Raw genomic sequence first — 22458 nt, 5'->3', positions numbered from 1 at the left:
GACGACCCGTGCGCGGTCGCCGCGCGCGTCGCCGCCGCTGCCGGGGGATCGCTCACCCAGTGCGTCGTCGAAGGGTTCGTGGCGACCGTACAGGTCGAGGCGGCGTACGCTGGACTCGCAGCCGTCTCCCGAGCCCGAGCTGGGCCACCCGACGGAAGATGACGGCCGCGCGAAGCACGGTCCGGCGAAAACGCAGGCGACCACTGTGACGAACCCATCACAGCGGTGTGTATGGTGTGCTTCGAAGAAAGGATGCTCCCTTGGCTGAAGGCAAGAAGCTCGTCATTGTCGAGTCTCCGACGAAGATGCGGTCGATTCAGGGGTACCTCGGCGACGGCTACGAGGTGCTCAGCTCCGTCGGCCACATCCGCGACCTCGCAGACAAGAAGGACATCCCGGCGGAGGACAAGCAGGCCTACGGCAAGTACTCCATCGACGTCGACAACGACTTCGACCCCTACTACGTGGTCTCCGATCGCAAGACGAAGACCGTCGCCGAACTCAAGCGCGCGCTCAAGACAGCCGACGAGCTCCTGCTCGCCACTGATGAGGACCGCGAGGGCGAGGCCATCGCATGGCACCTCCTCGAGACCCTGAAGCCCAAGGTCCCCGTCAAGCGCATGGTCTTCCACGAGATCACGAAGGATGCGATCCAGGCGGCCATCGGCAACACCCGCGAGCTCGACACGGATCTCGTCGACGCCCAGGAGACCCGCCGCATCCTCGACCGCCTGTACGGCTGGGACGTGTCGCCCGTGCTCTGGTACAAGGTCAAGACCGGACTGTCGGCCGGACGCGTGCAGTCCGCCGCGACCCGCATGATCGTCGAGCGCGAACGCGAGCGCATGGCGTTCGTGTCGGCCGACTACTGGGATGTCGAGGCGCTCGCCTCGTCGTCCTCGGGCTTCCGGGTGCGACTGGTCCGAGTCGACGGCGGTCAGCTCGCCAGGGGCACCGACTTCGACGACACCGGAAAGCTCAAGAAGGCCGTCGTCATCCTCGACGAGAAGAAGGCCACCGCACTCGCGCACGCCGTCGACGCGGCAGGCACCGGTGCGGTGACCAAGGTCGAGGCGAAGCCCGGCACGCGCAGCCCGTACGCGCCCTTCACGACCTCCACCATGCAGCAGGAGGCCGGTCGCAAGCTCTCGATGAGCGCCAAGCAGGCGATGAGCGTCGCCCAGCGTCTGTACGAAAAGGGTTACATCACCTATATGCGTACCGACTCCGTCGCGCTGAGCACCCAGGCGGTGCAAGCGGCTCGAAGCCAGGCCGTCGCCCTGTACGGCGACTCGGCCGTGCCGCTGAAGCCCCGCGTCTACAAGTCGAAGAGCAAGAACGCACAGGAGGCGCACGAGGCGATCCGCCCGTCGGGCGAGACCTTCCGCACCCCGAAGTCGGTCGCCTCCGAACTCGACCGCGAGGAGCACCGCCTCTACGACCTCATCTGGAAGCGCACGGTCGCGAGCCAGATGGCCGATGCCAAGTACGAGACCACGACGGTCACGATCCTCGTCGATGCCGCAGGGCAGAAGGCCGAGTTCACGGCATCCGGAACCGTATACACCTTCAAGGGCTTCCTCGAGGCCTACGAGGAGGGGCGCGACGAGAAGCGCAACGACAAGGACGCCGACGAGAACCAGTCGCTGCCGATCGTCGCGGTGGGCGACGAGCTGCGCATGTCGGACGCCGAGGCCAAGGGTCACCGCACGACCCCGAAGCCGCGCTACACCGAGGCATCGCTCGTGAAGGCGCTCGAGGAGCACGGCATCGGCCGCCCCTCGACCTTCGCGAGCATCATCGGCACCGTGATCGACCGCGGATACGCGACCAAGCGGGGCCAGGCGCTCGTGCCGACGTGGCTCGCATTCAGCGTCGTCCGGCTGCTCGAGGAGCACTTCGCCGACCTGATCGACTACGACTTCACGGCCGCGCTCGAAGACGACCTCGACGCGATCGCCCGGGGCGAGCAGAAGCGCGTCGAGTGGCTGCGCTCCTTCTATTACGGCTCCGACTCCCACGTCGGTCTCCGCCAGGTGGTCGACAACCTCGGCGAGATCGATGCACGGGCTCTCAACTCGACGCCGATCACCGAGAACGCGACGCTGCGGTTCGGCAAGTACGGCCCCTACCTCGAAGTCGCGAACCCCGAGGCGCCCGACGAGAAGCCGCGAATCGTCAACGTCCCCGAGGATCTCGCGCCCGACGAGCTCACCGCCGCCAAGGCGCAGGAGCTCATCGACGCGCCGGTCGCCGGCGACCGCGTGCTCGGCACCAATCCCGAGAACGGCAAGATCATCGTCGTCAAGGACGGACGCTTCGGACCGTACGTGCAGGAGAACGACCCGGTGTCCGACGACGCGGCGGTCGACGAGGCCACGGGAGAGGTCGTCGAGGCACCGAAGCCCAAGCGCGGCGCGAAGAAGGACGCGGCGCCCAAGCCGCGCACCGGATCCCTGTTCCGCTCGATGTCGGTCGACACGATCGACCTCGACACCGCGCTGCAGCTGCTCAGCCTGCCGCGCGTGGTCGGAACCGATCCTGAGAGCGGCGATGAGATCACCGCCCAGAACGGTCGTTTCGGGCCGTACCTCAAGAAGGGCACCGACTCGCGCTCGCTCGAGAGCGAATCGCAGATCTTCGACGTCACCCTCGAGCAGGCTCTCGAAATCTACGCGCAGCCGAAGTACGGCGCCGGATCCCGACGTGCCTCCAGTGCGCTGGCCGAGTTCGACGCGGACCCCGTGAGCGGCAAGCCGATCCGCATCCGCGACGGTCGTTTCGGCGCGTACGTGACGGATGGCGAGACGAACGTCACGATCCCGCGCGGACAGAAGGTCGAGGACATCACGTTCGAGACCGCCGTGCAGATGCTCGCCGACAAGCGTGCGAAGGGCCCTGCGCCCAAGCGCGGTGCGGCGAAGAAGGCCCCGGCCGCCAAGAAGGCCCCGGCCAAGAAGGCGCCCGCCAAGAAGGCCCCGGCGGCGAAGAAGGCCGCTGCGAAGAAGGCTCCGACGGATGCCGAGAAGGCCGCTGCTCGTTCGGCCGCCGCGAAGAAGGCCGCGGCGACGCGTGCCGCCAACGCGGCTGCGAAGAAGGCCGGTTCGTGACCTCACGCTCCGGAGTGTGGATCACCCTCGAGGGCGGCGACGGCTCGGGAAAGACCACGCAGTCGGACCTTCTCGAGCGCTGGCTGTCGAGCGAGGGCCGGACGGTCGTGCGCACCCGCGAGCCGGGGGGCTCGGAGGTCGGCAACCTGATCCGCGACATCGTGCTGCACCACCGCGGCGACATCGCCCCGCGTGCCGAGGCGCTGCTGTACGCGGCCGACCGTGCGCACCATGTCGCGACGGTCGTCCGCCCGGCACTCGCACGCGGCGAGGTCGTGCTGCAGGATCGGTATCTCGACTCCTCGGTCGCCTATCAGGGAGCCGGTCGCGTGCTCGACGGCGACGAGATCCGCGACCTGTCGCTCTGGGCCGCCGAGGGTGCCCTTCCCGATCTGACGGTGCTGCTCGACCTCGCTCCCGAGGCGGCGCGGGTGCGCCTCGACTCCGCCGACAAGCCGTTCGACCGGCTCGAGGCCGAGAAGACCGAATTCCACGCACGGGTCCGTGACGCCTACCTGGCGCTCGCTGCCGCCGAGCCCGGACGATTCCTGGTGCTCGACGCCGATGCGTCGCCCGAGACGATCTCCGCGCAGATCCGCGAGCGCGTGCAGAGCCTCATCGCCTGACACCGCACCCCTCGACGGTCACCGCGCCCCGTGCGCGGACGTCGGTGCTCCCGATTAGGCTGAGTGCATGCCCCAGACCGTCGCCGCCCCTTTTCCGTGGGTCGATGTGTGGGGGCAGGACGCGGCGGTCGAGACCCTGCGGGCCGCCGCATCCGATCCCGCTGCGCTCTCGCACGCGTGGCTGATCACGGGCCCGCCCGGATCGGGGCGGTCGACCCTGGCCTACGCGTTCGCCGCGGCACTGGTCGCCGATCATCCCGACGATGAGGCGGCGATGCGTCAGGTGCTCGCCGGCACGCACCCCGACGTCACGGCTCTGCGCACCGACAAGGTGATCATCACGATCGCCGAGGCGCGCGCGCTCGTCGAGCGCTCGTACTTCGCGCCCTCGGCCGGGCGCTATCGCGTGATCGTCGTCGAAGACGCCGACCGCATGGTCGAGCGCACCTCCAACGTGCTGCTCAAGGCGCTCGAAGAGCCGCCGGAGCAGACGGTGTGGATCCTCTGTGCTCCCAGCGAAGCCGATCTGCTGCCCACCATCCGCTCGCGCGTGCGGTCGCTGCGCCTGCGCGAACCCGACGTCGCCGACGTCGCACGACTGATCACGCTGCGTACCGGCGTCGACGAGGCGGTCGCCGAGCAGGCCGCCCGCCACGCGCAGCGTCACATCGGCATGGCGCAGCGACTCGCGACGGACGACGCGGCTCGGCGTCGCCGCGATGAGACCCTGCGCTCGGTCCTGGCGGTTCGCGGGGTCAACGACGCGGTCGAGGTGGCCGGGCGCATCATCCAGGCGGCCACTGACGACGCGAAGGCGCTGACCGCCGAGCGCGATGCCGCCGAACGCGCCTCGCTGCTGCGCACCGTGGGGATCGCCGAGGGACAGGCCGTCCCTCCGGCGCTGCGCACGCAGATCTCGGCGCTCGAAGACGATCAGAAGAAGCGTGCGACCCGCAGTCTTCGCGACGGCATCGATCGGGTGCTGACCGATCTGCAGTCGATGTTCCGCGACGTCGTGATGCTGCAGTTCGGCCGTGACGACGAGCTGATCAACCGCGAGCTGCGTGAAGACCTGTCCGCGCTCGCCGCCGCCTGGCCCGAGACCCGTACGCTTGTCGTACTCGACCACCTTGCCGAGACGCGCCAGTCGCTGGAGCGCAACGTCGCACCGCTGCTCGCCCTGGAGAGCTTGCTCGTGACTGTCACGAGCGGGAGGACACCGTGAACGACCGACCGACTTCTCGCATCCGGCGCGCCGCCGCCGTCATCGCCGGGCTCGCGGCAGCAGCCGTCGCTCTCTCGGGCTGTCTGTACGCGGCCATTCCCGAAGGCGCTGAGCCCAAGCCCTCGGTCACGAAGGCTCCCGACACCGAGGGCGTCGCCGAAGACCTTCTGCCGTTCTACGGTCAGACGCTGACGTGGACCGAGTGCGGCACGGGATTCGACTGCACCGACGTCACTGCGCCGCTCGATTGGGAGAACCCGGGCGACGGCGAGATCACGCTGTCGATCGTGCGCCACCAGGCCACCGGAGAGGCTCGGGGGTCCCTGCTGACGAACCCGGGCGGACCGGGCGCCAGCGGTGTCGAGCTCGTCCGCGACAGCCTCGACTTCGCGGTGGGCGCCGACCTGATCGAGAACTTCGACGTCATCGGATTCGACCCGCGCGGCGTCGGCCAGTCGTCGGCCGTCACCTGCCTCGACGCGGCGGGCATGGACGACTACCTCTACACGATCCCGACGGCGAAGCGCGGCACCCCCGAGTGGGAGGCCGAGCTGCTCGCCGGGGCAGAGGAGTTCGCGCAGGCGTGCGACGCCAACAGCGCGGGGATCCTCCCGCACATCACCACGGTCAACTCGGCGCGTGACATGGACCTCATCCGGGCCGTGCTGGGCGACACCGAGCTGAACTACCTCGGCTATTCGTACGGCACGTTCCTCGGCGCGACGTATGCGTCGCTGTACCCCGAGAAGGCGGGCCGGCTCGTGCTCGACGGCGCCATCGACCCCGCCGTCTCGGGTCTCGATGTCGGGGCCACCCAGGCGCTCGGCTTCGAGTCCGCACTCCGCGCCTACATGCAGAACTGCCTCGACTCGGGGGAGTGCCCGTTCAACGGCACGGTCGACGAGGCCATGGCCGACCTCGGCGCGCTGCTCGCCAGTGTCGACGCCACCCCGCTGGAGAACGGCGACGGCCGCATGCTCGGCGCCGATGCGCTGATGACCGGCATCATCGCGGCCCTCTATTCGGCCGACAACTGGACCTTCCTGACGCAGGCGCTCGACGAGGCTCTGCAGGGCGACCCGACCACCGCGTTCTTCCTCGCCGACTTCTACAACGGTCGCGACCAGAGCGGCTCGTACCTCGACAACTCGACCGAAGCGTTCCGCGCCTACAACTGCATGGACTACCCGGTCGAAGACGATCCGGCGGCCGAGGCGGCGACCGAGGCGAAGATCGCCGAGGGCGCGCCGACCATCGCCGCCTACTGGAGCGGTCCCGACCCGTGCGAGGTGTGGCCGTACCCGCCCACGGGCACTCGCGGCGAGATCACGGCAGAGGGCGCCGGCCCCATCCTCGTGATCGGCACGACGAACGACCCGGCCACGCCGTACGAGTGGTCCGAGTCCCTCGCGGAGCAGCTCGACGAGGGCGTCCTGATCACCCGCGTGGGCGAGGGGCACACCGGGTACAACAAGGGAAACTCCTGCGTCGACGGCGCCGTGGAGTCGTTCCTGCTCGACGACACGGTGCCCCAGGACGGGCTCCGCTGCGAGTGAGAGAGGCGGCGCCGACACGTGTCGACGCGCCGATTCGCGATGTCGCGTCCGCTCGGGTAATATCGATGATCGCGCCGCTTTAGCTCAGTCGGCAGAGCATTTCACTCGTAATGAAAAGGTCGTCAGTTCGATTCTGACAAGCGGCTCCACCAGGCCTCGTGATGAGAAGAACATCACGGGGCCTTCTGGTTCCCTCCGCACGCACTCTGCGGGGCGTACCCTCGAAGCATGAGCAGAGCGCTTCTCATCGTCGATGTGCAGAACGACTTCACCGAGGGGGGAGCGCTGGCCGTGGCCGGTGGGGATGCCGTGGCATCCGCGGTCTCCGCCTTCCTCGCCGAGCGTGGCGCCGACTACGACGTGATCATCGCGTCGCGGGACTGGCATGACTCCGAGGGCGACAACGGCGGACACTTCGCCGAGGCTCCCGACTTCGTCGACACCTGGCCTCTCCACTGCGTGGCCGGGACCGAGGGTGCGGACTACGACCCGCTGCTCGTCACGGATGCCGTCACGCATCACGTGCAGAAGGGGCAGGGCCGCCCCGCCTACTCGATGTTCGAGGGAGCCACGCAGTCGGGCGAGACCGTCGGTGCGATCCTCACGGGTGCGGGTGTGCTCGCTGCCGACGTCGTCGGCATCGCCACCGACCACTGCGTCCGCGCCTCAGCGCTCGACGCGATCGCGCACGGCGTGCAGGTGCGGGTGCTCACCGACCTGATCGCCGGTGTCGGCGTGGCATCGAGCGAGGCGGCGCTGGCCGAGCTCGCACATGCGGGTGCGCAGCTGAGCGAGAGCGGTGACGTGTGAGCCGCAGCGTCCTTCTGCTGCGTGCTGTCAACGTCGGCGGTCGGGGGAAGGTGCCGATGGCCGAGCTGCGCGCGCTGCTCGCTCCCGAGCTCGGCGAGGTCTCGACCTACATCGCGAGCGGGAACATCGTGTGCGAGCATCCCACAGATCCGGATGCGGCACGGGCTCGAGTGCGCGAGCTGATCGCCGCCGAGTTCGGCGTGGACACCCCGGTGATCCTCCGCACGCACTCCGCGCTCGAGCGGGCGGCCGCCGAGCATCCGTTCGCTGAGGCGTCCGACAAGATGCTGCATGCGATGTTCCTCGAGGGGCCGGCGTCGCCCGGGGCCGTCGATGCGCTGCAGGACCGCCTCGTACCGGGGGAGCGGATCGCGCTGGTCGGAGACGACCTGTGGATCGACTACGGCGACGGCGGTGTGCAGAACACCAAGCTCACGAAGGCCGTCCTCGACCGCGCTCTGGGGGTCGCCGGCACGGCACGCAATCTGCGCACGGTGAGAAAGCTCGTCGAACTCACCGCATGACGCGCGACGGGCCGTCCGCTCACGCCGGAAGATCGCGACTCAGAGCCGTGGGAGGCATCTGGGGGTGGAGCTGCATGTCCACCCGGCGCATCGCGCAGCCCTCGCAGTGCACGTACACCACCGTGCCCTCGCTGGTCGGGTGTCGCGACTCCACGAGCCAGGCGTGCTCGTGCGGTGGGGTCTGGACCGTCGGGATCTGAGGCGTGGGGAAAGTGTGCAGAGAGGTCATGGATCCAGCGTGATGTAATGGCCTTATGCATCTCAACCCTTACGGCGAGTACGCGGTGCTGCTCGCGGCATCCCTGGCGGATGACTTTCCCGCGGATCGCGCGGGCATCGAGGAGCGAACGCTCGAGAGGGGCATGACCATGACCTTCCCGTCTGCCCCTGATGACTACGACAAGGTGCGGGAAGTGGTCGACGACTGGCTGCGGATCGTCGATGAGCGTGACCCCGCCGCGCGCGCCGAGATCCTCAACGCGCAGATGGCTGAGGCCGCGGCGTATCCCCGTCTCACCGATCACGACGGCGAGGGATGGCACCTGCACTACCGGGACGACGTGCAGTCGCTGCCCTACGTCCTCCGGGCGATCTTCGCCGTCGGCACGTCGCTGCACCTCGTCACACGCGGCATGGATCGTCTGGGCCGATGCGAGGCATCACCCTGCACCCACGTCGTCGTCGATGTGACCCGCAACGGGCGCCAGAGGTTCTGCTCGGTGCGCTGCGCGAACAGAGCGGCGGTCCGGCGTCATCGAGCTCGTGTGAGCGCGTGACACCGGACCGCCGGATGCTGCGGTGGGCCGTCAGGCCGTCTGCCCGGCGTGACGCCCCTCTGCCACCTCTTCGACGAGCTTGGCGTTGAACGCCGGCAGGTCGTCGGGGGTGCGGCTCGAGACGAGCCCCTGATCGACCACGACCTCCTCGTCGACCCACGTCGCCCCGGCATTGCGGAGGTCGGTCGCGAGGCTCGGGTAGCTCGTGAGAGTGCGGCCGTCGACGACGCCCGCTTCGATCAGGATCCACGCGCCGTGGCAGATGACCGCCACCGGCTTGTGCTGCTCGAAGAACGTGCGGGCGAGATCGATCGACGGCTTGTCGAGCCGAAGGTGATCGGCGTTCACGACGCCGCCCGGCAGCACCAGAGCATCGAACTCGTCTGCCGAGGCATCCGCCGATGTCAGGTCCACATGCTGCACGTGGCCGTTCTTGCCCTTGATCTGCGCGCCGTCCGGCGCGATGAGGGTCGCGCTCGCGCCCTCTGCCTGCACTGCTTCCCAGGGGCTGGTCAGCTCGCTGTCCTCGAATCCGTCTGTCGCCAGGAATGCCACTCGGCTGTCGGTGAGAGTCGCCATGATGCGTCCTTTCGTGGAGGGTCGAGTCCCGGATGGGGACACTTCGACCTTCTCCCACGAATCGGATGCCGTGAAGGGGGTGGCCGGATCGAGCCGACGATGATAGCGGTGGGCCCCGTGGGGCTCGAACCCACGACCCGCGGATTAAAAGTCCGATGCTCTGCCAACTGAGCTAGAGGCCCGCATGTCCAGTCTAGGGGCGCACAGAACAGGCCGCCGACGAGATAACTCGCCGACGGCCCGTTCTTCTGCCCGCCGTCCTCCCCCGAGCGGAAGGCAGTCTGTTCCGAGGTCCCAGCTCGGGTGTCCCGCGCTTACTCAGCCGGGGGCATCAGGACCGTGTCGATGAGGTACACCGTCGCGTTGGCGGTCTGCACGCCACCGCAGATGACGTTGGCGTCGTTGACCATCAGCTCGTCGCCGCTGCCGGTGACCTCGAGGTCGGCACCCTGAACCGTGGCGTGCGTGCCCACGATCTCGTCAGGAGCGATCTGGCCGGGGACCACGTGGTACGTCAGGATCGAGCTCAGCGTGGCGCTGTCGGTCTTGAGACCCTCGATGGTGGCCGGGTCGATCTTCGCGAATGCGTCGTCGACCGGAGCGAAGACGGTGAACTCGTCACCGTTCAGAGTGTCGACGAGGTTGACGTCGGGGTTCAGCTGTCCGCTGACGGCTGCGACCAGCGTGGTGAGCAGCGGGTTGTTGGACGCTGCCACCGCGACCGGGTCCTGAGCCATGCCGGCAACCGATCCGTCGCCGTCCGGCACTGCCTCGGCGTATGCGGCGCAACCGGGGCCGACTAGGTTGGCGGCCGGGTCCATGGTCTCGGTCTCGGGAGCCATCGTCTCGGACGACTCGGGGGCCGTCGACTCCGACGGCTCTTCCGTGGTGGTGCCACCCATCGAACATGCGGAGAGCAGGAATGCGCTCGCAAGGCCGAGGGTGATGGCTGCGGTGACCTTCTTCTTGGTGCTGAACATCTCGAGCTCCTTGAGAATCTCTGCCACGGCCTCTCCGTGGCGTTGACAGGTGTTCGGAGCCCGCTGCGGAACGGATGGGAGATTCTCAGAACTTTTTTGAGATCGACCGATTTCCAATCCATTTTCGGGGCCGCGGCGAACAGCTTTCGACGTCACGCGTTAAGAGGACTCCTCGAGGCGGGAGGCATCAGGATCTGCGCCGGAGGAATCGGTGAGATCTTTTCCGTCACTTTCGGGTGACGGTTGCGCGGGAATGCATGGAGGATGCGGCATGCTGGTAGAGATGGTCATCGATGGGATGGACGTACCCGAAGACGGTACGGCACGGGATGCTGTCGCTGACCTGCTCGTTCGCATCGGCGACGGAGATCAGCGCGCGTTCGCGGAGCTGTACGACATGCTCTCCTCGCGCGTCTTCGGACTCATCCTCCGCGTACTCGTCAACCGCTCTCAGAGTGAAGAGGTCCTTCAGGAGGTTTTTCTGGAGATCTGGCAATCCGCTTCCAAGTTCGCTCCGAACAAGGGGCAGGGAAGAACCTGGGTGATGACGATCGCGCACCGTCGTGCGGTCGACCGGGTGCGAGCATCTCAGTCCAGCGCGGACCGGGACGTGCGTGCCGGGTTCAGGGACATCGGGGTCGCGCACGACAGTGTCGCGGAGACGGTCGAACTGGGAATCGAGAGCGAGAAGGTCGTTCACGCTCTCTCAGGCCTTCCCGAGGCACAGCGCGAGGCTCTCGTCCTGGCCTACTACGGCGGATACAGTCAGAACGAAGTGGCAGTGCTCGTGGGAGCACCGCTGGGGACGATCAAGACACGGATGCGAGATGGGCTCTCGCGTCTCAGGACAGCTATGGGGGTGACGGCATGAACGAGCAGGAATTCGCGGAACTCGCGGCAGGAGCAGCACTCGACTCGCTGTCTCCCGACGACGCGGAGCGGTATCACACGGCGCTCGTCGCGCACCCCGAATGGCAGGTCATCGTCGATGCGGACGCCGACAGTGCGACGTTCCTCGCCTTCGGCGCGGCCCCTGCGGCGCCGGCACCCGAAATCCGTGCGGCGCTTCTGGCCCGTATCGCCGTCACTCCGCAGACCGGCGACATCACCGACTTAGGAATCACGAGCGACCGCGCGGATTCAGCCGCCGACGCCTCGACAACCGGTGTCTCGATCGTCGCAGAACCCGTCGCCGAGACGGCTGCCGGTGCGACTGCGCCGAAGGCTCCCGCGCATCCGCTCCGCGTGCTGTTCGCACTCGCCGCGTGCCTCGCGCTCCTCGTCGGTGTCGGCGTCGGTGCGGTGGCGCTCAACGACTATGTGAATCGCCCCGCCAGTGTGGTCGCTCTGCAGGATATCCAGTCGGCGGAAGACGCCCAGGAGGCATCGATCGAGCTGGCCGACGGCGGCACGGCGACCGCACACTGGTCCGCCTCGCTCGGCACGGCGGTGCTCGTCGCCGACGGCATCGCGACCCTGCCCGAGGACCGGGCATATGAGCTGTGGTTCGTGCGGGGTGAGACACCGATCTCGGCCGGCGTGTTCGAGGCCGATGGCGGAGAGGCCACGGCCGTCCTCGCGGGCGAGATGCACGAGGGCGATGTCATCGCGGTCACGGTCGAGCAGGCCGGGGGATCGCCGAGCGGTCTTCCGACGACCGACCCGGTCATCGCCATTCCGACGGCCTGACCACGGCTGATCGCGCGTACCCTGGGGGGATGCCCGAGCAGTTCTCCCGCCCTGTGCGCCGCCCGACCCAGGCCTTCGACAACATCATGGGCACCCACGATCCCGCTGAGGAGACCCGAATCGCGCACGCCACGGCATCCGCTCTGCTGACGCGTGTCCGCGCAGACGAGAGCGGCGTGAGTGCTGAGCGGCTGGTCGCCTTCACCGACGAGCACGGCATCGACGAGATCGCGGAGCTCTGGTCGAAGGCGCCCTCGCGGACGCTTCCGGGTGCCCTGTGGCGCCTCTACCTGCTGCAGCTCGCCATCCACGGCGACCCGCACACGGCCGCCCTGCTGTACGAACGGGGGCGGGTCGAGCTGGCCTCTGCCGATGCCGCGATCGCCGGTGCTCCGGTACCCGCCAACCCCGATGAGCTCGTCGCGCTGATCGACACGATCCTTCGCGGCGCGTTCCGCGGCGACTTCGCGGTCGCGCTCGACCGTGCTGCGGCGTTCTGTCGCGTGCAGGCGTCGGGCTCCACGCATACGGCGGACGACTACGAGCAGACGGAGCCGAGTCGGGCGAGTGAGCTGACCACGCGTGCGCTCAGACTGAGCAGCTATGCGCAGGATCTCTCGGCATCCGCGGTCCTCTGGCGCACCGGCGCCCTCGCCTGACACCTGGAGCGAGACAGACCCGTACGCGGCGGTCTGGCCGTGTCGCCCCCGGACAGAGAAAGACCGGGCCGCAAGAACGCCTCTCGGCGGAAGGCCGCTCGCAGCGGCAAAAATTGGAGCCCGGGGTTATGCGGCCCGGCCACTCCAGTGTAACAAGATCGCACCGCGGCTATTCCCGGGGCCTAGGCTCGGATCATGACCCGGCGCTTTGCTCTCATGATCGATCCGGCGGCGGTCGATGCCGACCGCTCCGACTTCGCCGACACGTTCACCCTGGTGGATGCTGCGGCTCCCGCGCTGAGCGTGGGCGAGCTCAGCACCCAGCGCGGTGATGGGGTGTTCGAGTCGATCGGCGTGATCGACGGTCACGCCCAGGAGGTCGTGCCTCACCTCGAGCGCCTCGCCCATTCCGCCGAGCTCTGCGACCTTCCCCTGCCGAACCAGGCCCAGTGGCACCAGGCGATCGACCGCGCGGCGGTCGACTGCGGGCCGGGGGAGTACGTGATCAAGCTCATCCTGAGTCGGGGCGTCGAACACGGCCCGACGCCGACCGCGTGGGTCACAGCGGCGCCCGCCTCCGATTTCTCGGGAGTGCGTCGGAACGGGGTTCGCGTCGTGACGCTCGACCGCGGCTACGACCTCGACGTCGCCGAGCGTGCGCCGTGGCTGCTGCTCGGTGCCAAGACCCTCTCGTACGCCGTGAACATGGCTGCCCTGCGTGAGGCGCACCGGCGCGGTGCAGACGACGCGATCTTCCTCTCCCGAGACGGCTTCGTGCTCGAGGCGCCGACCGCATCGCTCATCCTGCGCATCGGCGACCGGTTCGTGACACCTGCGCCGAACGGCGGCATCCTGCACGGCACGACGCAGCTGAGTGTCTACGAGTATCTGGAAAGCCGCGGATTCACGGCGGAGTACGGTCAGATCCCGGCATCCGATCTCCCCCGGGCGGATGCGGCGTGGTTGGTGTCGAGCGTCAGGCTCGCCGCTCCGATCACCGCCGTCGACGGCAGCCCCCTTCCCGTCGACCACGCCCTGACCTCCGACCTGAACGCCTACCTGCTCTCCCCCCGAGACTGACCCCCCCTCCCGGCTCCCTCTGTCTCCCCTGCGACGCCCTCGCCCCGGGCACAGATCCGGAGCTCGACGCAGAAACGCCGTGCCACACGATGGTGACACGGCGTTTCGTGGCGTCCGCTCCGAAGCTGTGCCCGGCAGAGGGGCGAGGGCAGAGGAGAGGGGAGGGGGTTTATCCGAATCGACCCGAGACGTAGTCCTCGGTGGCCTGCACGGACGGCGTCGTGAAGATCGTGCTGGTGTCGTCGTACTCGATGAGCTTGCCGGGCTTGCCGGTACCCGCGATGTTGAAGAACGCGGTCTTGTCGGACACGCGGCTCGCCTGCTGCATGTTGTGCGTCACGATGACGACCGTGTAGTCGTTCTTGATCTCGGCGATGAGCTCCTCGATCGCGAAGGTCGAGATCGGGTCGAGCGCCGAGCAGGGCTCGTCCATGAGGATCACATCGGGGGACACCGCGATCGCGCGCGCGATGCACAGACGCTGCTGCTGGCCGCCCGAGAGCCCCGAGCCCGGCTTGTCGAGGCGGTCCTTGACCTCGTTCCAGAGGTTGGCGCCGCGCAGCGACTTCTCGACGAGAGCATCCTGGTCGCTCTTCGCCATGCGCGTGTTGTTGAGCTTGACGCCCGCGAGCACGTTCTCCTTGATCGACATCGTGGGGAACGGGTTCGGACGCTGGAACACCATGCCGACCTGACGGCGCACGAGCACCGGGTCGACGCTCGCGCCGTAGAGGTTCTTGCCGTCGATCAGCACCTCTCCCTCCACGCGTGCACCGGGGATGACCTCGTGCATGCGGTTGAGGGTGCGCAGGAAGGTCGACTTGCCGCAGCCCGACGGACCGATGAACGCGGTCACCGTGTTGGGCTTGATGTCGATGTTGACGCCTTCGACGGCGAGGAAATCGCTGTAGTAGACGTTGAGGTCGTTGACTTCGATGCTCTTGGACACGAGAGGATCCTTCTTCTTGAATCGGGTAGACGGCTCAGCGGCCGTTGATCTTGGGGGCGAACACCTTGGCGATGATCCGTGCCAGCAGGTTGAGCACCATGACGATGACGATGAGTGTGAGGGCGGCCGCCCAGGCGCGTTCGAGATAGGCATCCACGGGGATGCCCGGGTACTTCGCCTGCATGTACGAGAAGACGGGCAGCGTCGCCATCTGCCCGCTGAACATGTTGAGGTTCATGCCCTGCACGACGCCGACCGTGAGCAGCAGCGGCGCGGTCTCGCCGATCACGCGGGAGATCGCGAGCATGATGCTGGTCGTGATGCCCGCGATCGCGGTGGGGAGGACGACCTTGATGATCGTCAGCCACTTCGGCACGCCGAGCGCGTAGGCGGCCTCGCGGAGCTCGTTCGGCACGATGCGCAGCAGCTCCTCGGAACCGCGCACGACGACCGGGATCATGAGCACCGAGAGCGCGAGCGATCCCATGATGCCCATGCGCGTTCCCGGGCCGACGATCAGGGCGAACACCGAGTAGATGAACAGACCGGCGACGATCGACGGGATGCCGGTCATGACGTCGACGAGGAAGGTGATGCCCCGCGCGAGCCGGCGCCCCTCGCCGTACTCGACCAGGTAGATCGAGGTCATGAGGCCGATCGGCACCGAGATGATCGTGGCGCCGAGAGTGATGAGCAGCGTGCCCCAGATCGCGTGGACGGCGCCGCCGCCCTCTCCGACGATGTTGCGCATCGAGAAGCTGAAGAACTCGCCGTCGAATCGCATCAGGCCGTTCACGACGACCGTGTACAGGAGCGAGATCAGCGGCAGGAGCGCGACGACGAAGGCGCCGGAGACGAGCGCGGTCATCAGTCGATCGACCGCGTGGCGACGGCTCTCGATCACCGAGGAGATCACGAAGATCAGGATGATGTAGAACACGAGTCCGACGACGAGCGTCAGAGCGATGTTGAAGTCGGCGGGATCGCCGCCCGCGTTCATGAAGGCGAAGATCGTGCCGGAGATGACGAAGGCGACCAGGAGCAGGGCCCAGGGCGCCCACTTGGGCAGGTGGCCCGCCGAGGTGGAGTGCGTGGTCGTGGCGACGGGCGCCGGGGTGAGCGTGGCGGTCATGTCAGTTGGCTCCCGAGAACTCGGCGCGGCGCGAGACGATCCAGCGGGCGATGAAGTTGACCGCGAAGGTCACGATGAAGAGGATCAGGCCGGCCGCGATGAGCGTGTTGACGCCCTCGTCGTGGGCCTCGGGGAAGCGCAGCGCGATGATCGCCGGGATCGTCGTCGGGTTCTCCGGGTTGATGAGGTTGAAGGTGATGATGCCGAGGGGCGAGAGCACGAGCGTCACGGCCATCGTCTCGCCCAGTGCGCGGCCGAGGCCGAGCATCGCGCCGGAGACCATGCCGCTCCGGGCGAAGGGGAGCACGGCCATGCGGACCATCTCCCAGCGCGTGGCGCCGAGCGCGAGAGCCGCCTCTTCGTGCAGCTTCGGCGTCTGCAGGAACACCTCGCGGCAGATGGCGGTCATGATCGGGAGGATCATGACCGCGAGCACGAGGGATGCCGTGAGGATCGTCTTGCCGGTTCCCGAGGGGGTGCCGCCGAAGAGGGGGATCCAGCCGAGGTTCTCGTTGAGCCACTTGTAGAACGGCACGAGCATCGGGGCGAAGGTCAGCGCGCCCCAGAGTCCGAAGACGACCGAGGGGACTGCGGCGAGCAGATCGATCACGTAGCCCAGCACGCCGGCGAGGCGGCGCGGGGCGTAGTGCGAGATGAAGAGAGCGATGCCGATCGCGACCGGCGCCGCGATGACGAGCGCGATGAAGCTCGACCACAGCGTGCCGAACACGAACGGCCACACCCACGACAGGAACGACTGTCCTTCGAGGATGTGATTGTTGGTCGTGTCGGGTGCGAGCGCCGGGATCGCCTGGACGATGAGGAAGACCGCCACCGCTGCGAGCGTGACGAGAATGATGATTCCCGCTCCGAGCGCGGTGCCGGAGAAGATGAGGTCGCCCCGTCGGCGCAGCGCGGGGCGCGAACCGGGGGAACGGGTGGTGTCGGGACCCGTTGTGGTGGTGGTCATCGGGGCTGCTCCACGATCTGCTCTGAGGGGCTTTCGGGTGTTTTCATGCGGGTGCCCCCGGGTGTCGGTCGAGATCCTTCGACCGACACCCGGGGGCGTCGGTGCCGGAGCTCAGCGGTGTGCTGAGCGCCCGGTCACTCCGTGACGATCGCGTCGATCGCGGTGCTGATCTGCTCGCGCAGGCTGTCGGAGATCGGTGCGCTGCCGGCGGCCTCTGCGGCAGCATCCTGGCCCTCGGCCGAGGCGACGTACTCGAAGTACGCCTTCACGAGGCCGGCGGTCTCGGCGTCCTCGTAGTCGACGCAGCCGATGAGGTACGAGACGAGGGCGATCGGGTAGGAGCCGGCCGGTGCGGCAGCCGGGTCGACGTCGTAGGCGAGGTCGTGGTCCGAACGACCCTCCTCGAGCGGCGATGCCTCGACGAGCGCAGCGGCGGCCTCGGCCGAGTACGCGACGTACTCGCCCTCGACCTGCACGGCGACCTGTCCGAGCTCCGAGGTGCGCGAGGCGTCGGCGAAGCCGATGTAGCCCGAGCCGTTGGTGATCGCGTCGACGACACCCGAGGTTCCGTCGCCGGCCTCACCGGTCGAGAGCGGCCACTCGTCGCTGGCCTCGTAGGTCCACACATCGGGTGCGACGGCGCTGAGGTACTTGGTGAAGGTCTCCTGCGTGCCGGACGCGTCGGCGCGGTGCACCGGGACGATCGCCTGGTCGGGAAGCTCGACGCCCTCGTTCTGCGAGGCGATGGCCGGGTCGTTCCACTTCGTGATGGAGCCCGAGAAGATGCCGGCGATGGTCGCGCCGTCGAGGTTCAGCTCGTCGATGCCCTCGAGGTTGAAGGCGACCGCGACGGGGGAGATGTAGACGGGGATCTCGACGATCTCGTCGGAGGTGCAGGAGCCGAAGCCGCCCTTGGCGATCTCGTCGGCGTTGAACGCGCGGTCGGAGCCGATGAAGTTCGACGACCCCGCGATGAAGTTCTCGCGTCCCGTGCCGGAGCCGGTCGCGGTGTAGTTGATGGTGGTGTCGGGGTTCGCGGTCTGGAACGCGGCGACCCACGACTGCTGCGCAGCCTCCTGCGACGAGGCGCCGGTGGCCTCGATCGTGCCCGTCAGGGTCGAGGCGGGGGCGTCGGACGAGCCGCCGCCGGTGGTGCCGCCTTCATTCGCGGCACAGCCTGCGAGAGCCAGAGCGGCCACGGCGCCGACGGCGCCGATACGTGCGATTCGGGAGATCTTCACTGTGGATCCTTCGATCATGGATGGGTGGGGCCCGGTGCAGGGCACACAGTGACGCTAGGTGCGGCGGTTAACGAGACTCGACCCCGCAGGTGAACGGAAGGTGAACGGCTCGCGTCTCTCTGGGGCGGATCCGCGGAATCACGCGGTTCTCGCGCTCCGAAGCGAGGCTCAGACTTTGGGAATGTGGGTCTCGATCGCGATGATCCCGGAGCCGGGGTTGGATGCCGAGAGATGCACGACCGAGAACGCGGCAGGCTCGAGGTCGGCCGCGCTGCTCACGTAGGAGCCCTGGATGGTCCCGGTCGCCAGGGCGACCTCCGAGAGGATCCCGGGCAGCACGGGGCCGTGGCTGCACAGCACCGCGGGCTTGCCGGAGCGGACGCGGCGTCCGATCACGGACCGCAGGTCGTCGTCACCCTCTTCCCAGGCGTCCTGGCTGATCAGCGCGGTCTTCGAGATCTTGCGGTCGAGGGCCTTCGCCAGGGGAGTCACGGTCTGCACGCAGCGCACCGCATCGCTCGTGACGATCTTGCGGATCCCGAACGCACGCAGCGGTCCCACGATCGAGGCCGCCTGCTCGCGTCCGCGGTCGGTGAGGGGACGCGAGGCATCCGATCCGTCCCAGTCGGAGCGTGCGAGAGCCTTGGCGTGCCGCAGCGCGATCACGGGGAAGGTCCGCAGGACTCCGTCGTCGACGAGGTTCGCGAAGAAGTCGAGGATCTCGACGTCGACCGGGTAGCTGAGCCGTGACCGCGCCTTCTTCAGGCTCACCCACTCGATCGCCGCGATCTCGCGGTTGGGCACGAAGGTCGACGTGCGGATCGCGTCCTCCGTCGCCTCGGCCGCCCAGTAGTGCACGACCTTCTGCTTGTTCGACGGCAGGTGGTAGCGGCTCACTCCGACGGGAACACCGAGCGAGACGCGGATCCCGGTCTCCTCGTGGACCTCTCGCACCGCGGTCTCGGCGAGCATCTCACCCGGGTCGACCTTGCCCTTGGGCAGCGTGATGTCGCGATACTTGGTGCGATGGATCAGGAGGATCCGCAGCTTGCCGTCGACGAGGCGCCAGATCACGGCGCCGGCCGCGTACACGGCCTTGTCCGTCCACTTCGACCGCGTCGCGGCCTTCGCCCCCGATGCCTCGCGGGTGGTCATCGCACCGCCCGCGCGCGGCGGCGTCGCTGGATCAACCCCATGGTCTTATCCTGCAGGTCGATCAGCGGCTTGCCCTCGGCATCCTCGGCGTGGCGGGTCCACACGCCCTCGGAGCCCAGATGCCAGGAGGTGGTTCCGGGATCCATCGCGAGGTCGAAGAACGCCAGCAGATCCTTCAGGTGGTCGGGGTCGGTCACCCGCACCAGCGCCTCGACACGACGGTCGAGGTTGCGGTGCATCATGTCGGCGCTGCCGATGTAGACCTGCGGATCGCCGTCGTTGTGGAACGCGAAGATGCGCGAGTGCTCGAGGTACCGACCCAGGATGCTCCGCACCGTGATGTTGTCGCTGATGCCCTCGAGGTCGGGGCGCAGGCTGCAGATGCCGCGCACCCACACGTCGACCTTCACGCCGGCCGCGCTCGCCCGATACAGCGCGTCGATGACCTCTTCGTCGACCATCGAGTTGACCTTGATGCGGATGCTCGCCGGCTTGCCGCTCTCGGCGTTGCGGCGCTCGTTGTCGATCTGCCGTACGAGTCCCTTGCGCAGGTGCAGCGGCGCGACGAGCAGGCGCTTGAACTTCTTCTCGATCGCGTACCCGCTGAGCTCGTTGAACAGGCGGGTCAGGTCCTTACCGACCTGGGCGTCGGTGGTGAACAGCCCGAAGTCCTCGTAGATGCGGCTGGTCTTCGGGTTGTAGTTGCCGGTGCCGATGTGCGAGTAGTGGCGCAGCACGCCGTCTTCCTCGCGGATGACGAGGGCGAGCTTGCAGTGCGTCTTGAGGCCGACCAGGCCGTAGACCACGTGCACTCCGGCCTTCTCGAGCTTGCGTGCCCAGACGATGTTGTTCGCCTCGTCGAAGCGCGCCTTGACCTCGACCAGCGCCAGCACCTGCTTCCCGGCCTCGGCGGCGTTGATCAGCGCCTCGACGATCGGGCTGTCGCCCGAGGTGCGGTACAGCGTCTGCTTGATGGCGAGCACATGCGGGTCGCGGGCCGCCTGCTCGAGGAACGCCACGACGCTCGTGGTGAACGACTCGTACGGGTGGTGCACGAGCACATCCGACTTGCGGATCGCCTTGAAGATGTCTGCCCGCGTGCTGCTGCCCGTGGGCTGGAACGCCACGGCGGTCGTGGGCAGGTGCGGCGGGTAGCGCAGGTCGGGGCGGTCGATGCGGGAGAGGTCGAACAGTCCGCGCAGGTCGAGCGGTCCGGGGATGCGGTAGATCTCCTGGTCGGTGATGTCGAGTTCGCGGACCAGCAGGTCCATCGTGACCTCGTCCATGTCGTCCGTGATCTCGAGGCGGATGGGCGGGCCGAAACGGCGACGCAGCAGCTCGGCCTCGAGCGCCTGGATCAGGTTCTCGCTCTCGTCCTCCTCGATCTCCACGTCTTCGTTGCGGGTGAGGCGGAACGCGTGGTGGTCGAGGACCTCCATGCCGGGGAAGAGATCGCCGAGGTGGTTGGCGATGAGCTCCTCGAGGCGCAGGAACCGCTTGATCTCGCCGGTTCCGGGCACCTCGACGAAGCGGGGGAGCATGGGCGGAACCTTGAGGCGCGCGAACTCCTGGCGCCCCGTGCGGGCGTTGCGGATGCGGATCGCGAGGTTCAGCGACAGGCCGGAGATGTACGGGAACGGATGCGCGGGGTCGACGGCGAGCGGCATGAGGACCGGGAAGACCTGGGCGCCGAAGTACTCCGAGAGCTTGGCCCGCTCCTCGTCGGTGAGCTCCGACCAGTCGGCGATCTCGATGCCCGACTCGGCGAGGGCCGGCCGCACGAGCGATGTCCAGGCCTCGGCATGGCGCAGCTGCAGTGCGTGCGCCTCGCGGGCGATGTCGGCGAGGGCGTCGGCGGGGGAGCGCCCGATGTTCGTGGGGACCGCGAGGCCCGTCACGATGCGGCGCTTGAGCCCGGCGACGCGCACCATGAAGAACTCGTCGAGGTTGCTCGCGAAGATCGCCAGGAAGTTCGCTCGTTCGAGCTCCGGCAGCGACGGATCCTCGGCGAGCTCCAGGACACGCTGGTTGAACGCGAGCCAGCTGAGCTCGCGATCGAGGTAGCGGTGGTCGGGAAGAAGCGCGTCCGGCGACTCGATGGCATCGAAGTCGTCGTCTTCGGCATCGCCGAGACCTGCGTCGGCGAGAGCGGGATCGATCATGGGGTACATCTAAGCACCGAGAGGTGACGCGCGTGTGAACGGCGTCGCCGCGTCACCGCGCGGCGGGGACGCTCTCGTCCTCGTGCACGTTGAACCGGTACCCGACGTTGCGCACGGTGCCGATGATCTGCTCCTGGTCTCCGAGCTTCGCGCGCAGACGACGCACGTGCACGTCGACCGTCCGTGTGCCGCCGAAGTAGTCGTATCCCCACACCTCGCTGAGCAGCTGCTCCCGGGTGAAGACGCGCGACGGATGCGTCGCCAGGAAGTGCAGGAGCTGGAACTCCTTGTAGGTCAGGTCGAGCGGGCGGCCACGCAGCTTCGCCGAGTACGACTGCTCGTCGATCACGACGCCCGACGCCTGCACGCGGGACGGCTCGGCGGTCTCCTCGCGGCGCGCGAGAGCGAGTCGCACGCGCGCATCGGCCTCCGCCGGACCCGCGGTCGTGAGCAGCACGTCGTCGATGCCCCAGTCGCCGGAGAGGGCGCTCATGCCGCCCTCCGTGACGACGAGGAGCAGCGGAGCCTCCTGCCCGGCCGCCCGCAGGAGGCGGCAGAGCGACTTCGCGCCGACGAGGTCATGGCGTCCGTCGACGATCACGATGTCGTAATCGGGCGCGCTGACGAGTTGGGCCGGCTCGGCGGGTATCTGTCGCACGCGGTGGCTGAGAAGCTCCATGGCGGGCAGGACCTGCTCCGAGACCGGAGCGTTGGTCAAGACCAGGACCTGGGCCACACGCACTCCTTCCGGACGGCTGAAGTATCGCCGTGCCGCAATGATACCGGGCGCCGATGGGTCACAATGGAGTCATGTCGGAACCTGCGCTCGCACCGCGTAACGCGCTCGTCGGCGTGCTCGCCGTCTGGGCGGTCGCGCTCGTCGCCTCGATCGCCATCGGGATCTTCGTGCCCGAGGTCTACCGCGTGCAGTGGCTGCTGGTCGCGTTCGGCGGCGTCGTGCTGCTCTCCTTCGCGGTGCAGCTCTGGCACGGACGCACCCAGGGGTTCATCCTCCGCGTCGGGGGGAGCGCCATCGGCGCGCTGCTTCTCATGGGCATGATCTCCGTGGGTTTCGGCCTCGCGGCACTCGCCTCCTGACCCGGCGCGATCTCCTCATCGCGAGACGAGACACTCGCGTGCGCGGAGGGTAGGGTGGAGGTCATGGACCTCATGGCGCTCGAATTCTTCTTCATCGGCCTCCTGGGGCTTGCGAGCCTCGCGATCGTCTTCGTCTC

Annotated in this window: 22 protein-coding genes and 2 tRNA genes; 13 read left to right on the top strand and 11 right to left on the bottom strand. The window is 68.0% G+C overall.

What is annotated here, in order from left to right:
- Positions 1 to 260: 260 nt before the first annotated feature.
- The 7 genes from topA (at position 261) to HWD99_RS13490 (ending at position 7851) form a co-directional block, all read left to right on the top strand.
- Positions 261 to 3110, top strand: coding sequence for a type I DNA topoisomerase (gene topA / locus HWD99_RS13520; RefSeq protein ID WP_241796764.1), 2850 nt, complete (start codon positions 261 to 263; stop codon positions 3108 to 3110).
- On the top strand, positions 3107 to 3736 hold the full coding sequence (gene tmk, locus HWD99_RS13515; RefSeq protein ID WP_241796763.1) for a dTMP kinase: 630 nt from the start codon (positions 3107 to 3109) through the stop codon (positions 3734 to 3736). Before topA ends, tmk begins: the two co-directional genes overlap by 4 nt.
- Positions 3737 to 3803: 67 nt before the next feature.
- Positions 3804 to 4961, top strand: coding sequence for a DNA polymerase III subunit delta' (locus HWD99_RS13510; RefSeq protein ID WP_241796762.1), 1158 nt, complete (start codon positions 3804 to 3806; stop codon positions 4959 to 4961).
- The gene (locus HWD99_RS13505) at positions 4958 to 6517 is read left to right on the top strand and encodes an alpha/beta hydrolase (protein ID WP_241796761.1); all 1560 of its coding nucleotides are present in this window, start codon (positions 4958 to 4960) and stop codon (positions 6515 to 6517) included. The genes HWD99_RS13510 and HWD99_RS13505 overlap by 4 nt, the downstream gene beginning before the upstream one ends.
- Positions 6518 to 6590: 73 nt before the next feature.
- Positions 6591 to 6666 (top strand) — tRNA-Thr (locus HWD99_RS13500).
- Between the two features lie 79 nt (positions 6667 to 6745).
- The gene (locus HWD99_RS13495) at positions 6746 to 7327 is read left to right on the top strand and encodes an isochorismatase family protein (protein ID WP_241796760.1); all 582 of its coding nucleotides are present in this window, start codon (positions 6746 to 6748) and stop codon (positions 7325 to 7327) included.
- Positions 7324 to 7851, top strand: a complete 528-nt coding sequence (locus tag HWD99_RS13490) for a DUF1697 domain-containing protein (RefSeq protein ID WP_241796759.1) — start codon at positions 7324 to 7326, stop codon at positions 7849 to 7851. The genes HWD99_RS13495 and HWD99_RS13490 overlap by 4 nt, the downstream gene beginning before the upstream one ends.
- A gap of 19 nt (positions 7852 to 7870) precedes the next feature.
- Here the strand turns inward: HWD99_RS13490 and HWD99_RS13485 are convergent, their stop codons facing one another.
- Entirely contained in the window at positions 7871 to 8080 is a 210-nt protein-coding gene (locus tag HWD99_RS13485; RefSeq protein WP_241796758.1) for a hypothetical protein, read from the bottom strand.
- A 25-nt stretch (positions 8081 to 8105) separates the two neighbouring features.
- On the opposite strand from HWD99_RS13485, the gene HWD99_RS13480 reads away from it, so the two are divergent.
- Complete coding sequence (locus HWD99_RS13480; RefSeq protein ID WP_241796757.1) at positions 8106 to 8627, top strand: CGNR zinc finger domain-containing protein; 522 nt, start codon at positions 8106 to 8108, stop codon at positions 8625 to 8627.
- A gap of 30 nt (positions 8628 to 8657) precedes the next feature.
- Here the strand turns inward: HWD99_RS13480 and HWD99_RS13475 are convergent, their stop codons facing one another.
- From HWD99_RS13475 to HWD99_RS13465, 3 genes are all read right to left on the bottom strand, one after another.
- Positions 8658 to 9206, bottom strand: a complete 549-nt coding sequence (locus HWD99_RS13475; RefSeq protein ID WP_241796756.1) for a type 1 glutamine amidotransferase domain-containing protein — start codon at positions 9204 to 9206, stop codon at positions 8658 to 8660.
- A 109-nt stretch (positions 9207 to 9315) separates the two neighbouring features.
- Positions 9316 to 9388: transfer RNA gene (locus HWD99_RS13470), tRNA-Lys, on the bottom strand.
- 132 nt (positions 9389 to 9520) lie between these two features.
- On the bottom strand, positions 9521 to 10186 hold the full coding sequence (locus HWD99_RS13465) for a fasciclin domain-containing protein (RefSeq protein WP_241796779.1): 666 nt from the start codon (positions 10184 to 10186) through the stop codon (positions 9521 to 9523).
- A gap of 271 nt (positions 10187 to 10457) precedes the next feature.
- On the opposite strand from HWD99_RS13465, the gene sigK reads away from it, so the two are divergent.
- The 4 genes from sigK to HWD99_RS13445 all read left to right on the top strand — a co-directional run bounded on the left by sigK (position 10458) and on the right by HWD99_RS13445 (position 13614).
- Positions 10458 to 11057 (top strand): ECF RNA polymerase sigma factor SigK, encoded by a 600-nt coding sequence (gene sigK / locus HWD99_RS13460; RefSeq protein WP_241796778.1) that lies wholly within the window; start codon positions 10458 to 10460, stop codon positions 11055 to 11057.
- On the top strand, positions 11054 to 11875 hold the full coding sequence (locus HWD99_RS13455) for an anti-sigma factor (protein WP_241796755.1): 822 nt from the start codon (positions 11054 to 11056) through the stop codon (positions 11873 to 11875). The genes sigK and HWD99_RS13455 overlap by 4 nt, the downstream gene beginning before the upstream one ends.
- Positions 11876 to 11904: 29 nt before the next feature.
- Positions 11905 to 12534 carry a DNA-directed RNA polymerase subunit beta gene (locus tag HWD99_RS13450; RefSeq protein ID WP_241796754.1) on the top strand — a complete coding sequence of 210 codons (630 nt, stop codon included), beginning with the start codon at positions 11905 to 11907 and terminating at the stop codon, positions 12532 to 12534.
- A 195-nt stretch (positions 12535 to 12729) separates the two neighbouring features.
- Positions 12730 to 13614, top strand: a complete 885-nt coding sequence (locus HWD99_RS13445; RefSeq protein ID WP_241796753.1) for an aminodeoxychorismate lyase — start codon at positions 12730 to 12732, stop codon at positions 13612 to 13614.
- A gap of 169 nt (positions 13615 to 13783) precedes the next feature.
- Here HWD99_RS13445 and pstB read toward each other — a convergent pair whose 3' ends face one another.
- From pstB to HWD99_RS13410, 7 genes are all read right to left on the bottom strand, one after another.
- Positions 13784 to 14563, bottom strand: coding sequence for a phosphate ABC transporter ATP-binding protein PstB (gene pstB / locus HWD99_RS13440; RefSeq protein WP_194763736.1), 780 nt, complete (start codon positions 14561 to 14563; stop codon positions 13784 to 13786).
- Between the two features lie 34 nt (positions 14564 to 14597).
- Positions 14598 to 15695, bottom strand: coding sequence for a phosphate ABC transporter permease PstA (gene pstA, locus HWD99_RS13435; RefSeq protein ID WP_241796752.1), 1098 nt, complete (start codon positions 15693 to 15695; stop codon positions 14598 to 14600).
- Position 15696: 1 nt separating this feature from the next.
- A complete protein-coding gene (gene pstC, locus HWD99_RS13430) occupies positions 15697 to 16665 on the bottom strand; it encodes a phosphate ABC transporter permease subunit PstC (RefSeq protein WP_241796751.1) in 969 nt (322 codons plus the stop codon).
- 134 nt (positions 16666 to 16799) lie between these two features.
- A complete protein-coding gene (gene pstS / locus HWD99_RS13425) occupies positions 16800 to 17906 on the bottom strand; it encodes a phosphate ABC transporter substrate-binding protein PstS (RefSeq protein WP_241796750.1) in 1107 nt (368 codons plus the stop codon).
- 168 nt (positions 17907 to 18074) lie between these two features.
- Positions 18075 to 19061, bottom strand: a complete 987-nt coding sequence (locus tag HWD99_RS13420; RefSeq protein ID WP_241796749.1) for an NUDIX hydrolase — start codon at positions 19059 to 19061, stop codon at positions 18075 to 18077.
- Entirely contained in the window at positions 19058 to 21223 is a 2166-nt protein-coding gene (locus tag HWD99_RS13415) for an RNA degradosome polyphosphate kinase (protein ID WP_241796748.1), read from the bottom strand. The genes HWD99_RS13420 and HWD99_RS13415 overlap by 4 nt, the downstream gene beginning before the upstream one ends.
- A 52-nt stretch (positions 21224 to 21275) precedes the next feature.
- Positions 21276 to 21959, bottom strand: coding sequence for a response regulator transcription factor (locus HWD99_RS13410; protein WP_241796747.1), 684 nt, complete (start codon positions 21957 to 21959; stop codon positions 21276 to 21278).
- Between the two features lie 74 nt (positions 21960 to 22033).
- Between HWD99_RS13410 and HWD99_RS13405 the strand changes: the two genes are divergently transcribed.
- Positions 22034 to 22321 carry a hypothetical protein gene (locus tag HWD99_RS13405; RefSeq protein ID WP_241796746.1) on the top strand — a complete coding sequence of 96 codons (288 nt, stop codon included), beginning with the start codon at positions 22034 to 22036 and terminating at the stop codon, positions 22319 to 22321.
- Positions 22322 to 22458 lie beyond the last annotated feature (137 nt).

Source organism: Microbacterium sp. C5A9 (assembly GCF_022627955.1).
In the GTDB taxonomy this organism is placed as follows: Bacteria; Actinomycetota; Actinomycetes; order Actinomycetales; family Microbacteriaceae; genus Microbacterium.
The sequence above is the reverse complement of the archived record's forward strand: the minus strand, read 5'-3'. Positions and strand labels throughout refer to the sequence as shown.

Coding starts and splice junctions, on each gene's coding strand:
- HWD99_RS13465 (WP_241796779.1), bottom strand. CDS start 10,186: ATGTTCAGCACCAAGAAGAAGGTCACCGCAGCCATCACCCTCGGCCTT.
- HWD99_RS13450 (WP_241796754.1), top strand. CDS start 11,905: ATGCCCGAGCAGTTCTCCCGCCCTGTGCGCCGCCCGACCCAGGCCTTC.
- HWD99_RS13480 (WP_241796757.1), top strand. CDS start 8,106: ATGCATCTCAACCCTTACGGCGAGTACGCGGTGCTGCTCGCGGCATCC.
- HWD99_RS13485 (WP_241796758.1), bottom strand. CDS start 8,080: ATGACCTCTCTGCACACTTTCCCCACGCCTCAGATCCCGACGGTCCAG.
- HWD99_RS13420 (WP_241796749.1), bottom strand. CDS start 19,061: ATGACCACCCGCGAGGCATCGGGGGCGAAGGCCGCGACGCGGTCGAAG.
- HWD99_RS13405 (WP_241796746.1), top strand. CDS start 22,034: ATGTCGGAACCTGCGCTCGCACCGCGTAACGCGCTCGTCGGCGTGCTC.
- HWD99_RS13415 (WP_241796748.1), bottom strand. CDS start 21,223: ATGATCGATCCCGCTCTCGCCGACGCAGGTCTCGGCGATGCCGAAGAC.
- HWD99_RS13455 (WP_241796755.1), top strand. CDS start 11,054: ATGAACGAGCAGGAATTCGCGGAACTCGCGGCAGGAGCAGCACTCGAC.
- pstC (WP_241796751.1), bottom strand. CDS start 16,665: ATGACCACCACCACAACGGGTCCCGACACCACCCGTTCCCCCGGTTCG.
- HWD99_RS13475 (WP_241796756.1), bottom strand. CDS start 9,206: ATGGCGACTCTCACCGACAGCCGAGTGGCATTCCTGGCGACAGACGGA.
- HWD99_RS13445 (WP_241796753.1), top strand. CDS start 12,730: ATGACCCGGCGCTTTGCTCTCATGATCGATCCGGCGGCGGTCGATGCC.
- pstA (WP_241796752.1), bottom strand. CDS start 15,695: ATGACCGCCACGCTCACCCCGGCGCCCGTCGCCACGACCACGCACTCC.
- HWD99_RS13495 (WP_241796760.1), top strand. CDS start 6,746: ATGAGCAGAGCGCTTCTCATCGTCGATGTGCAGAACGACTTCACCGAG.
- sigK (WP_241796778.1), top strand. CDS start 10,458: ATGCTGGTAGAGATGGTCATCGATGGGATGGACGTACCCGAAGACGGT.
- HWD99_RS13510 (WP_241796762.1), top strand. CDS start 3,804: ATGCCCCAGACCGTCGCCGCCCCTTTTCCGTGGGTCGATGTGTGGGGG.